The organism is Kribbella sp. NPDC050281, from assembly GCF_040655855.1.
Taxonomy (GTDB): Bacteria; Actinomycetota; Actinomycetes; order Propionibacteriales; family Kribbellaceae; genus Kribbella.
This window is the reverse complement of sequence record NZ_JBFAKS010000001.1, coordinates 371,286-382,514: the sequence shown is the minus strand read 5'-3', so window position 1 is coordinate 382,514 and position 11,229 is coordinate 371,286. Positions and strand designations below refer to the sequence as shown.

10 protein-coding genes are annotated in these 11,229 nt (G+C 69.2%); 2 read left to right on the top strand and 8 right to left on the bottom strand.

Going from position 1 to position 11,229, the window contains the following annotated elements:
- Window positions 1-13 precede the first annotated feature (13 nt).
- Window positions 14-577 (top strand): hypothetical protein, encoded by a 564-nt coding sequence (locus AB0I34_RS01935; protein ID WP_360437786.1) that lies wholly within the window; start codon window positions 14-16, stop codon window positions 575-577.
- Window positions 574-747, top strand: coding sequence for a helix-turn-helix domain-containing protein (locus AB0I34_RS01930; RefSeq protein ID WP_360437783.1), 174 nt, complete (start codon window positions 574-576; stop codon window positions 745-747). Before AB0I34_RS01935 ends, AB0I34_RS01930 begins: the two co-directional genes overlap by 4 nt.
- On the opposite strand, the gene AB0I34_RS01925 is transcribed toward AB0I34_RS01930, so the two are convergent.
- The 8 genes from AB0I34_RS01925 to AB0I34_RS01890 are packed head-to-tail and all read right to left on the bottom strand — an operon-like array spanning window position 720 to window position 11,170.
- A complete protein-coding gene (locus AB0I34_RS01925; RefSeq protein ID WP_360437780.1) occupies window positions 720-1,331 on the bottom strand; it encodes a TetR family transcriptional regulator in 612 nt (203 codons plus the stop codon). The genes AB0I34_RS01930 and AB0I34_RS01925 overlap by 28 nt on opposite strands.
- The gene (locus AB0I34_RS01920; protein WP_360437777.1) at window positions 1,324-2,892 is read right to left on the bottom strand and encodes an AMP-binding protein; all 1,569 of its coding nucleotides are present in this window, start codon (window positions 2,890-2,892) and stop codon (window positions 1,324-1,326) included. Before AB0I34_RS01920 ends, AB0I34_RS01925 begins: the two co-directional genes overlap by 8 nt.
- 49 nt (window positions 2,893-2,941) lie before the next feature.
- The gene (locus AB0I34_RS01915) at window positions 2,942-4,099 is read right to left on the bottom strand and encodes an acyl-CoA dehydrogenase family protein (protein WP_360437774.1); all 1,158 of its coding nucleotides are present in this window, start codon (window positions 4,097-4,099) and stop codon (window positions 2,942-2,944) included.
- Window positions 4,096-5,997 carry a biotin carboxylase N-terminal domain-containing protein gene (locus AB0I34_RS01910; protein WP_360437772.1) on the bottom strand — a complete coding sequence of 634 codons (1,902 nt, stop codon included), beginning with the start codon at window positions 5,995-5,997 and terminating at the stop codon, window positions 4,096-4,098. The genes AB0I34_RS01915 and AB0I34_RS01910 overlap by 4 nt, the downstream gene beginning before the upstream one ends.
- 7 nt (window positions 5,998-6,004) lie before the next feature.
- Complete coding sequence (locus tag AB0I34_RS01905; protein WP_360437769.1) at window positions 6,005-7,558, bottom strand: carboxyl transferase domain-containing protein; 1,554 nt, start codon at window positions 7,556-7,558, stop codon at window positions 6,005-6,007.
- The gene (locus tag AB0I34_RS01900) at window positions 7,555-8,676 is read right to left on the bottom strand and encodes an acyl-CoA dehydrogenase family protein (protein ID WP_360437766.1); all 1,122 of its coding nucleotides are present in this window, start codon (window positions 8,674-8,676) and stop codon (window positions 7,555-7,557) included. Before AB0I34_RS01900 ends, AB0I34_RS01905 begins: the two co-directional genes overlap by 4 nt.
- Entirely contained in the window at window positions 8,673-10,385 is a 1,713-nt protein-coding gene (locus AB0I34_RS01895) for an acyclic terpene utilization AtuA family protein (protein WP_360437763.1), read from the bottom strand. The genes AB0I34_RS01900 and AB0I34_RS01895 overlap by 4 nt, the downstream gene beginning before the upstream one ends.
- The gene (locus AB0I34_RS01890; RefSeq protein WP_360437760.1) at window positions 10,382-11,170 is read right to left on the bottom strand and encodes a TIGR03084 family metal-binding protein; all 789 of its coding nucleotides are present in this window, start codon (window positions 11,168-11,170) and stop codon (window positions 10,382-10,384) included. Before AB0I34_RS01890 ends, AB0I34_RS01895 begins: the two co-directional genes overlap by 4 nt.
- Window positions 11,171-11,229 lie beyond the last annotated feature (59 nt).

Here is an 11,229-nt window from a genome sequence, read left to right as displayed (position 1 = left end):
AAAATGCCAACCTATGCCGGAAACCCGCCAGCTCCGTCCCGCGAACACCGGAATCCGGCCGATCCCGGCCGGCGGTGCGATCGAGGCGCACTGGCACGACCGGAACCAGATCGTGTACGCCGGCCGCGGCGTTCTCTCGGTGACCACCGACGCAGGCAGCTGGATCGTCCCAGGGACCAGAGCGATCTGGGTCCCGGCCGGCACCCTGCACGAGCACCGCGCGTACGGCGAGACCGCGCTGCACACCGTGGGACTCGAGGAGAACCCACTGGGCCTCGACGCACCATCAGCCCTCGTCGTGAGCCCACTTCTTCGCGAACTGCTCCTCACCTACACGACAGACGAAGAGATCGACGCGGACGAACTACGGCGGCTCCACCTGGTACTGCTTGATCAGCTGAGGCGATCGCCCCAGCGTCCTACCTATCTGCCGACCCCAACCGACGCACGGCTGGCCGCCGTCTGCGACCTGCTGCGAGATGATCCTGCGGACCCCCGAACGCTGACCGAGCTGGGCCGGGAAGTCGGGCCAGTGAGCGGACTCTCAGCCGGTTGTGCAGGACGGACCTCGGCATGACCTTCCCGCAGTGGCGGACGCAGCTCCGGCTGCACCAGGCGCTCAGGCTCCTGGCGACCGGGGAGTCGGTGACCAGGGTCGCGCATCAGTGCGGCTGGGCATCGACGAGTGCCTTTATCGACACCTTCCGGGCGGCGTTCGGTCACACCCCGGGAGCCCGCAGAGCCTGATCGAGGATGCGGCTCCACTGCCGGACGATGCCCTTGCGGCGTGCGCTGTCGTCCGTCAGCAGGTCGGCGAGTCCCAACCCGCGCGCCAGGTCCAGCACGCCCTGCACGGTCTCCCGTACTCCGGGAGTCCGTTCACTCACCTCCAGCACTTCCAGCAGAGCCCGGTGGGCCTGGCGTCCCACATGTGCTTCCAGCCGGACGATCTGCCTTCGCAGCGCGTCCTCCGTCGATGCAGCCACCCACAGGTGCAGCGCGGCCCGGAACAGTGGTCCGGTGTAGACGTCCGTCAGCATCTCGACGATCGCCTCGGTCCGCGCCGGGCCGCTGGGCAGTGCGGCCGCCTGCGCCTTGATCTCCGCGAGCCGGACCTCGGTCATGTACTCGACCGCCGCCTCGAACAGATCCGCCCGCGTCGGGAAGTGGTGCTGGGCGGCACCCCGCGACACCCCGGCCCGGGTGGCCACGACGCTCACCGTGGTCGCGGCGTACCCGACCTCGGCGAGCGACTCCACGGCCGCCTCGAGCAACCGCTGCCGGGTGGCCCGGCTGCGGTCCTGCTGGGGTGCCTTCAGGGCTTCACTCACGGGCGGCAGCCTCCCGAGCCCGCAGTTCACGCCGCAGGATCTTGCCCGACGCCGCCTTCGGCACCGCGTCGATGAACTCCACCTGCCGGATCTTCTTGTACGGCGCCACCCGGGCGGCGACGTACTCGATCACGTCGTCGGCGGTCAGTTCGACACCGGGCATCGGCACCACGAACGCCTTCGGTACCTCGTTGCCCTCGGCCTGGACGCCGATCACCGCCGCGTCCGCGATCCGGTCGTCGGTGAGCAGCACGGCCTCCAACTCGGCCGGCGGCACCTGGTAGCCGTGGTACTTGATCAGTTCCTTCACCCGGTCGACGACGTACAGGTACCCGCGTGCGTCCATCCGGCCGATGTCGCCGGTGTGCAGCCAACCGTCCTGGTCGACGGTCGCGTCGGTCTCCGCCAGGCGGCCCAGGTACCCCTTCATCACCTGCGGTCCGCGGATCCAGATCTCGCCGGTCTCGTCGTCGCCGACATCGTTGCCGTCGGCACCGACCAGCCGCATCTCGGTGGACGGGAAGAGCTTGCCGACGGCACCGGGCGGCGGCTCCGGGTCGTCCTGCGGCACGGCATGCGTGCCCGGTGACAGCTCGGTCATGCCGTACGCCTGCAGCACCGCGTGCAGCCCGAGCCGTTTCGCGCAGGCTTCGGCCAGTTCGCCGTCCAATGGTGCGGCCGCCGAGGTCACGTGCTTCAGCGCGGACAGATCGACTCCGTCGACCGCCGGGTGTTTCGCCAGCGCCAGCACGACCGGCGGAGCCACGAACGCCCGGGTGATCCGTTGCTGGTCGAGCGTGGTCAGGAACTGCTGCAGCTCGAACTTCGGCAGCACGACCACGGTCGCACCGAGCCGCAGCGGCAGGTTCATCAGCACCGACAGGCCGTAGATGTGGAAGAACGGCAGGATCGCGATGATCCGCTCGTCCGCCCCGAGCGTGATCATCACCTCGGCCTGCGAGATGTTGGTGGCGATGTTCCGGTGCGTCAGCATCACGCCCTTGGCCACGCCGGTCGTCCCGCTCGAGTACGGCAGTACGGCGACGTCGTTCGCCGGATCGATCATCACCTCCGGCTCGGGTGCGGTCGACGCGAGCAGCTCCAGCACCGAGCGGTACCCCTCGGCGCTGTCGCAGACGAAGATCTCGGTCACGTCGGTGCCCTCGATCGCCGCGGTCGCGTTCGGCAGGAACAGCGAGATCGTCACCAGCAGCTTCGCCTTCGAGTCGACCAGCTGCTTGTGCAACTCGTCGGCGGTGTAGAGCGCGTTGACTGTGGTGACGGTCGCGCCGGCTCGAGTGGCGCCGTAGAAGACGACCGGGTAGAGGATCGTGTTCGGGCTGTACAGCGCGATCACGTCGCCGTGCCGGATACCGAGCTCGGCGAGACCGGCCGCGACCCGGCGGGTCATCGCATCCAGCTGGGCGTAGCTGAGCTCCTTGCCGGTGACGCCGTCGACCATGGCCGGCCGGTCGCCGTACTCCTGGGCCCGGCCGAGGACGGCGTCGTGGATGGGTACGTCGAGGACCTCGACGGGTGGGAACTGGCTCGTGATGATCATCGGCGGGGATCCTCTCCTGGCCCGGTGGGTGATCAGACTGTGGCGGACCTCAGTACGACTTGGGTAGGCCCAGCGAGTGCTGGGCGACGAAGTTCAGGATCATCTCCCGGCTCACCGGCGCGATCCGGGTGGCACGTGCGGCCGCGACCAGCGAGGCGACGCCGTACTCCACCGTCATGCCGTTTCCGCCGAGCGACTGGACGGCCTGGTCGGTCGCGCGGACCGCGACTTCGCCAGCTGCGTACTTCGCCATGTTCGCGGCCTCGCCTGCGCCCAGGTCGTCGCCGGCGTCGTACAGGGCGGCCGCCTTCTGCATCATCAGCCTGGCCAACTCGAGCTCGATCTTGATCTGCGCGAGCGGGTGCGCAAGTCCCTGGTGAGCGCCGATCGGAGCCTTCCAGACCTGGCGCTCCTTGACGTACGCGGTCGCCTTGTCGAGCGCGTGCCGGGCGATGCCGACCGCGAATGCGGACGCCATGATCCGCTCGGGGTTGAGCCCGGCGAACAGCTGCATCAGGGCCGCATCCTCGGCGCCGACCAGTGCCTCCCGCGGCAGTCGTACGTCGTCCAGGAACAGCGAGAACTGCTTGTCCGGGCTGATCAGATCCATCTCGATCTGCTGGAACTCCACGCCCGGTGCGTCGACCGGGACGATGAACAGGGCCGGCTTGAGCTTGCCGGTCCGGGCGTCCTCGGTGCGGCCGACCACGAGGACCGCCTGCGCCACATCCAGGCCGGAGATGAAGACCTTCCGGCCGGACAGCGACCAGCCGTCATCGGCACGGCGCGCGGTGGTGGTGATCTGATGCGAGTTCGATCCGGCGTCCGGCTCGGTGATCGCGAACGCCATGATCGTCGTACCGTCCGCCAGGCCCGGGAGCCAGCGCTGCTTCTGCTCGTCGGTGCCGAAACGGGAGATCACCGTCCCGCAGATCGACGGTGAGACGACCATCATGAGCAGCGGGGATCCGGCCGCGCCGAGCTCCTCCAGCACGATCGACAGGTCGGCCATACCGCCGCCTCCGCCGCCGTACTCCTCGGGCAGGTTCACACCGAGGTAGCCGAGCTTGCCGGCCTCCAGCCAGAGCTCGGTGGTGTGCCCACCGGTCCGAGCCTGCCGGTTGAACCAGCTGTAGCCGTACTTCTTCCCGAGCTCACCCACCGCCTTGCGCAGCGCCTGGCGTTCCTCGGATTCCACGAAGCTCATGCTTCCTCCCCAACGACCGCCAGTACGGCGCCGACCTCGACTTGTTGACCTGCTTCGACCCTGAGCTCACTGAGTACGCCGTCGGCCGGGGCGGAGATGGTGTGTTCCATCTTCATCGCCTCCAACCACAGCAGCGGCTGTCCCTGCTTCACCCCGTCACCCACCTGCACGCCGACCCGGATCACCGTCCCCGGCATCGGCGCCACCAACGATCCCGCGGAGATCTGCTGCGATGGATCCACAAACCGCTCCACCGGAGTCAACGCCACCGATCCGAGCGACGAGTCCACACACACCAACCCGTCGTACGCCGCCACGTCGAACGACCGGCGTACGCCGTCAATCTCCAGCACCACCCGCTCCGGCGCGGAGTCCACGAGCATTATGTTGCCCTCGACAACCAACCCGTCCCGGGTCAGCCGATACTCGACCTCCACAGTCGCAGCACCGACGCGATAGGCCTTCCGCTGCGGCTGAGACGGCACGTTCCGCCACCCGCTGGGCACCCGCACCACCGGCACCCGCCCCGCCGCATCAGCCAGCGCAGCCGCCAACGCCGATGTCCTGACCACCCCGGCGTCGACCTCCGGCGAGATCCCGTGCCGGTCGAAGAATCCGGTATCGGTGTCTCCGTCCAGGAACGCCGGATGCCGCAGGATCCACACCAGCAGGTCGCGGTTGGTCCCGACCCCGTGAATCCGAGCCCGCTCCAGTTCCCCTGCCAGCCGCCTGGCCACGACCGTCCGATCCGCCCCGAACGCGATCACCTTGGCCAGCATCGCGTCGTAGTACGGCGAAACCTCCGAACCATCCTCGACCCCGGAGTCCACTCGTAGGTCCGGCGACAACTCCAGCTTCCGCAGTACTCCGGTCTGCGGCCGCCAGTCCTGCGCGGGGTCCTCGGCGTACAACCGCACCTCGATCGCGTGGCCGACCGTCGGGGGTGGCTCGGGCGGGAGGTGGGCACCGGTCGCGACCGCGAACTGCAGTTCCACCAGGTCCAGCCCAGTGGTCTCCTCGGTGACCGGGTGCTCCACCTGGAGGCGGGTGTTCATCTCGAGGAAGTAGAACGCGCCACCCTCGTCCGCCAGGAACTCGACGGTGCCGGCGCCGACGTATCCGATCGCCGCCGCAGCCTTCCGAGCCGCGTCGAAGAGCTCCGCCCGCAGGGACGGGATGCGTTCCACGAGTGGCGACGGGGCTTCCTCGATCACCTTCTGGTGGCGGCGCTGGATGGAGCATTCGCGTTCGCCGACCGCCCAGATCGTGCCGTGCTGATCGGCCATGATCTGCACCTCGATGTGCCGGCCGGCCGTGAGGTACCGCTCGCAGAACACCGTCCCGTCACCAAAGGCAGACAGCGCCTCCGCCGACGCAGCCTCGATCTCACCCGGCAGCTCCGCCAGCCGCGAGACCACCCGCATCCCACGGCCGCCACCGCCTGCCGATGCCTTCACCAGCACCGGCAAGTCGTCTGCGGACACCCCGGCCGGCGTCAGCTCGGCGAGCACCGGCACCCCGGCGGCCGCCATCAGCTTCTTCGCCTCGATCTTCGAGCCCATCGACGAGATCGCGTCCACCGGCGGCCCGATCCACGTCAGCCCGGCGTCGATCACGGCCTGCGCGAACCCGGCGTTCTCCGACAGGAATCCGTACCCGGGATGCACCGCATCCGCGCCCGCCTTCAACGCCGCCTCGATCACCAGCTCACCACGGAGGTAGGTATCGGCCGGCGCGTTCCCCGGCAGCTGCACAGCCGCGTCCGCCTCACCGACGAACGGCATCGCGGCGTCGGCGGTCGAATGCACCGCGACCGTCGACAGACCGAGCGACCGTGCGGTCCGGAAGATCCGCCGCGCGATCTCGCCACGGTTCGCCACCAGAACACTTGTCAGCATGTGCCCCTCACATCCTGAAGACGCCGAAGGAGGACGTGCCCTCCACCGGTGCCGAGTGGATAGCGGACAGACAGATGCCCAGGACTGTTCGGGTGTCGCGAGGGTCGATCACGCCGTCGTCGTACAGGCGGCCGGACAGGAACATCGGCAGCGACTCCGCCTCGATCTGGCCCTCGACGTACGCGCGCATCGTGGCGTCGCCGTCCTCGTCGTACGGCTGGTTCTTCGCCGCCGCGGCGGCCCGCGCCACGATCGACAGGACACCGGCGAGCTGCTGCGGACCCATCACCGCAGACTTCGCCGACGGCCAGGCGAACAGGAAGCGTGGATCGAAGGCCCGGCCGCACATCCCGTAGTGGCCGGCGCCGTACGACGCGCCCATCAGGATCGAGATGTGCGGGACCTTGGAGTTCGCGACCGCGTTGATCATCTGTGCGCCGTGCTTGATGATCCCGCCTTGCTCGTACTCCTGGCCGACCATGTAGCCGGTGGTGTTGTGCAGGAAGATCAGCGGCGTGTTCGCGCGGTTCGCCAGCTGGATGAACTGCGCCGCCTTCTGCGACTCCTCGCTGAACAGGACGCCGCGTGCGTTGGCCAGGATGCCGACCGGATACCCGTGCACCGACGCCCAGCCGGTCGCCAGCGACGACCCGTACAGCGGCTTGAACTCGTCGAACACCGACCCGTCCACCACCCGGGCGATCACGTCCCGCGGATCGAACGGGATCTTCAGGTCGCCCGGCACGATCCCGAGCAGCTCGTCCTCGTCGAACAGCGGCGAGGCGTACGCCGGAGCCGGCGACGGACCGAGTTTGCGCCAGTTCAGCCGGGACACGATCTGGCGGCCGAGCCGGATCGCGTCCTGCTCGTCGACCGCGAAGTAGTCGGCCAGTCCGGACTTCCGGGCGTGCATCGAGGCGCCGCCGAGCGACTCGTCGTCGGCGTCCTCACCGGTCGCCATCTTCACCAGCGGCGGTCCGGCCAGGAACACCTTGGCTCCGCCGTCGACCATCACCACGTAGTCGCTCATGCCGGGGATGTACGCGCCGCCCGCGGTCGAATTGCCGAACACCAGCGCGATCGTCGGAATCCCCTCCGCCGACAACCGGGTCAGATCGCGGAACATCGCGCCGCCCGGGATGAAGATCTCCTTCTGCGTCGGCAGGTCCGCACCACCGGACTCGACCAGGCTGATGACCGGCAACCGGTTCGCCCGCGCGATCTCGTCCGCACGCAGGGCCTTACGCAGCGTCCACGGATTGCTCGCGCCGCCCTTGACCGTCGGATCGTTGGCCGTGATCAGACACTCGACGCCTGACACCACGCCGATCCCGGTCACCAGGCTGGCGCCGACGGTGAAGTCCGAGCCCCAGCCGGCCAGCGTCGACAACTCGAGGAACGGCGAGTCCGGGTCGAGCAGCAACTCGATCCGCTCCCGGGCCAGCAACTTGCCGCGCTTGTGCTGCCGGTCGACGTACTTCTCGCCACCGCCTGCCAGTGCCTTGGCATGCTCGGCCTCCAAGGCCGTCAGCTTCTCCAGCATCGCCTCGCGATTGCTCATGCACTGAACCCCAGTCGTTTCGAGGCGAGGCCGGTCAGGATCTCGGTGGTGCCGCCGCCGATGGCGAGAATCTTCTGGTCGCGGTACTGGCGTTCGACCTCCGCCTCCCGCATGTAGCCGAGACCGCCGTGCAGCTGCAGCGCTTGGTCACACACCCACTGCCCGGACTCGACCGCCGTGTTCTTCGCGAAGCACACCTCGGCAATCACGTCGTCACCGGCGTCGGACCTGCGGGCGACCTCGTGTACGTAGACCCGGGCGACGTCGATCCGCCGGGCCATCTCGGTGAGCGTGTGCTGCACGGTCTGCCGCGAGATCAACGGCCTGCCGAACGTCTCCCGCGCCCGGCACCACTCCGCAGTGAGGTCGAGTGCTCGCTGCGCTCCGGCGTACGCCTGCGTCGCGAGCGTCAGCCGCTCGGCCACGAAGTTCGTCGCGAGCTGGACGAACCCGGTGCCCTGGGCCCCTATCAGGTTGGCCACCGGCACCCGGACATCGGTGAACGACAACTCAGCCGTGTCCGAGCACAGCCAACCCATCTTCTCGAGCTTCCGGGACACCACGAAGCCGGGCGTCGCCTTCTCGATCACCAGCAGGCTGATCCCGTGTGCGCCCGGCCCGTCCGTCCGGACCGCGGTAGTGACGAAGTCCGCACGGCAGCCCGAGGTGATGTAGGTCTTCGCACCGTTCACGACAAACACGTCACCCTCGCGCCGAGCCGTCGTACGGATCGACGCGACATCCGAGCCGCCGTCGGGTTCGGTGATCGCCAGCGCGCCGATCAGTGCGCCGTCGAGCGTCGGCCGGACCCATCGATCGATCTGCTCCTGGTTGCCTGCCGCAACGATATGCGGGAGGGCGATCCCGCAGGTCAGCAGCGAGGCGACCAGACCGCCGGACCCGCCGGCGTAGTGCATCTCCTCGACCACCGCGATCGCGTCCAGCAACGAACCGCCGCCACCGCCGACCGCCTCCGGGAACCCGACGCCGAGCATCCCGATCTGGCCGGCCTTCTTGTGCAGCTCCCGCGGCAGCTCGCCGTCCCGCTCCCACCGGTCCAGCTGCGGCAGCACCTCGGTCGCCATGAACCGCCGTACGGTCTGCCGGTAGTCGTTCACAGCAGCACCTCTGGTACGTCGATGTACCTGGAGCGCAGCCATTCGCCGACCGCCTTCGCCTGCGGGTCGAATCGCGCCTGCGACGCGACGCCCTCACCCAGCAATCCCTCGACGACGAAGTTGACCGCCCACAGATTCGGCAGCACGTAGCGCGTCACGGTCAGCGGCTGAGTCTCCGGGAGCAGCTCCTGGAACAGCTCGACCGTCAGCGTGTGCGCGATCCACCGCCACGTCTTCTCGTCCCGCACCCAGACACCGACGTTCGCGTCCCCACCCTTGTCGCCGGACCGCGCGCCGGCGATCCGTCCGAGCGGGACCTCGCGGGTCCGCGGGCGCCCGCTGGACGCCAGTTGCGGCAACGGGATCGGCATTTCGATGTCGTCGACCGGACTCAGGGGCTGCGTCTCCATCGCGGGCTCGACGACGGCCCGCGACCCGTCCGGCAGGACGACGGTGTGCTCGACCTCATGGATGTCGACGTACCCGGCCCGGAAGACGCCGTACGGCGATCCGTCGCCAGGCGGCGCGGTGACGTGGAAACCGGGGTAGCTCGCCAGCGCCAGCTCGATCGCGGCGCTGGAGAACGCGCGGCCGACGACCTTCGGATCCGGGTCCTTGACCGCGCACCGGAGGAACACGCTGGCCTCCTCCTCGGACGCCGCGTTCGGCTTCTCCGTCCACGCGAGAGTCCACCGAAGGTCCGCCGGCCGCTTGGGCAGCCCCCGCTCGAGCTGCTGCTGAACCAGCTCGGCCTTCTGCTCCAGTTGCAGCCCGGTGAGCACGAAGTCCACCTCGTTGCGGAACCCGCCGACGCTGTTGAGCGACACCTTGTACGTCGGAGGTGGCGGCTCACCGCGAACGCCGGAGATTCGTACCCGGTCGGGTCCGTCGGTTTCGAGCTCGATCGTGTCCAGCCGCGTGGTCACGTCCGGACCGGCGTACCGGGCGCCGGTGATCTCGTAGAGAAGTTGCGCCTTGACCGTGTCGATCGTGACCGCGCCGCCGGTGTTGTCGTGCTTGGTGATCACGCTGCTGCCGTCGGCATGGATCTCCGCGATCGGGAACCCGGGCCGGGCGAGGTCGCGGATCTCGCTGAAGAACGCGAAGTTCCCGCCGGTCGCCTGGCAGCCGCACTCGATCACGTGCCCCGCGGCCACGGCACCCGCGAGTTCGTCGTACTGCGCCCGCTTCCAGCCGTGGTGGGCGGCGGCGGGTCCGACGATGACCGAGGCGTCGGTGACGCGGCCGGTCACGACGACGTCCGCGCCGGCTTGCAGTGCCTCGGCGATCCCCCAGGCACCGAGGTAGGCGTTCGCGGTCAGCGGCTCGCCGAGGTCGAGTTCGGCCGCGCGTGGCAGGAGGTCGTCGCCCTCGACGTACGCGATCTTGGGGTGCAGACCGAGCCGATCCGCGAGCTCCTGGATCGCCTGGGCGAGACCGGACGGGTTCAGGCCGCCGGCGTTGCTGACGAGCTTGACGCCGCGGTCGAGCGCTTCGCCGAGGCCGGTCTCGAGTTGTTTGAGGTACGTGCGCGCGTACCCGAGTGACGGGTCCTTCAGCCGGTCCCGCCCGAGGATCAGCATGGTCAGCTCGGCCAGGTAGTCGCCGGTCAGGACGTCGAGCGGACCGCCGGTGAGCATCTCGTGGACCGCGCCGAAGCGGTCGCCGTAGAACCCGGACGCGTTACCGATCCTGATGGGCGCGGTCATCCGAACTGCCCCCGCTCCCGGCCCTTCCCGGGCAGCCCCGCGAACGCCTGGATGATGCCGAGCCACTCCTCCGCGTCCGCGCCCTCAGCCTGTACGGCGAGGTCGTCGCGATGCCGGCGTTGTGTTGCCAGCAGGCAGAAGTCGAGCGCCGGGCCGGTCACCTGTTGCGCCGCGTCGTCCGGACCCCAGGTCCAGGTCTGGCCGTCGGGTCCGGTGAGTTCCACGTGGAACGGCTCGGTCGGCGGGGTGCGGTCGTTCAGCATGTAGGCGAAATCGCGGGTCCGGACCGCGAGGTGCGCGACGTGACGCAACCGGCTGCTCGGCTGCCGGTTGACGCCGAGCGCGTCGAACACGTCCTGGCCGTGCGCCCACGTCTCCATCAACCGTGCCGTCGCCATCGAGGTAGGACTCATCGGCGGGCCGTACCAGAGGACCCTCTCGCCCGGCGCGACCTTCTTCAGCGCGTCAGCGACCTCGGCGCGGGTCTCTCGCCAGTACGGCAGGAGCTGGTCGGGCGGCAGCGCCGCGGTCTCGGCAGCACCCTCGTCGACGTATCCGGTCGGGTTGGCGGCCGCCTTCTGCAGTGAGGCCTTGAAGCCGTCGGGATCGGTGGCGGCGAGATGCGCGGCCTCGTCGGTCCAGGCGAGGTGGGCGATCTGGTGCGCGATCGTCCAGCCCTCCGCCGGGGTCGGCGTCGCCCACGCGTCGGCGGCGAGTCCACCGACCAGCCGGTCCAGCTCCGCACTCTCGGCCCACAGGTCCGCCAGCACTTCGTCCAGTTGCACGCTGCACTCCCTGGGTGGGGATCGTGCAGCCGAGACTGGCACGCCCAGGAAAAAGAAGC

Coding starts and splice junctions, on each gene's coding strand:
- AB0I34_RS01935 (WP_360437786.1), top strand. CDS start 14: ATGCCGGAAACCCGCCAGCTCCGTCCCGCGAACACCGGAATCCGGCCG.
- AB0I34_RS01920 (WP_360437777.1), bottom strand. CDS start 2,892: ATGATCATCACGAGCCAGTTCCCACCCGTCGAGGTCCTCGACGTACCC.
- AB0I34_RS01905 (WP_360437769.1), bottom strand. CDS start 7,558: ATGAGCAATCGCGAGGCGATGCTGGAGAAGCTGACGGCCTTGGAGGCC.
- AB0I34_RS01895 (WP_360437763.1), bottom strand. CDS start 10,385: ATGACCGCGCCCATCAGGATCGGTAACGCGTCCGGGTTCTACGGCGAC.
- AB0I34_RS01915 (WP_360437774.1), bottom strand. CDS start 4,099: ATGAGCTTCGTGGAATCCGAGGAACGCCAGGCGCTGCGCAAGGCGGTG.
- AB0I34_RS01930 (WP_360437783.1), top strand. CDS start 574: ATGACCTTCCCGCAGTGGCGGACGCAGCTCCGGCTGCACCAGGCGCTC.
- AB0I34_RS01910 (WP_360437772.1), bottom strand. CDS start 5,997: ATGCTGACAAGTGTTCTGGTGGCGAACCGTGGCGAGATCGCGCGGCGG.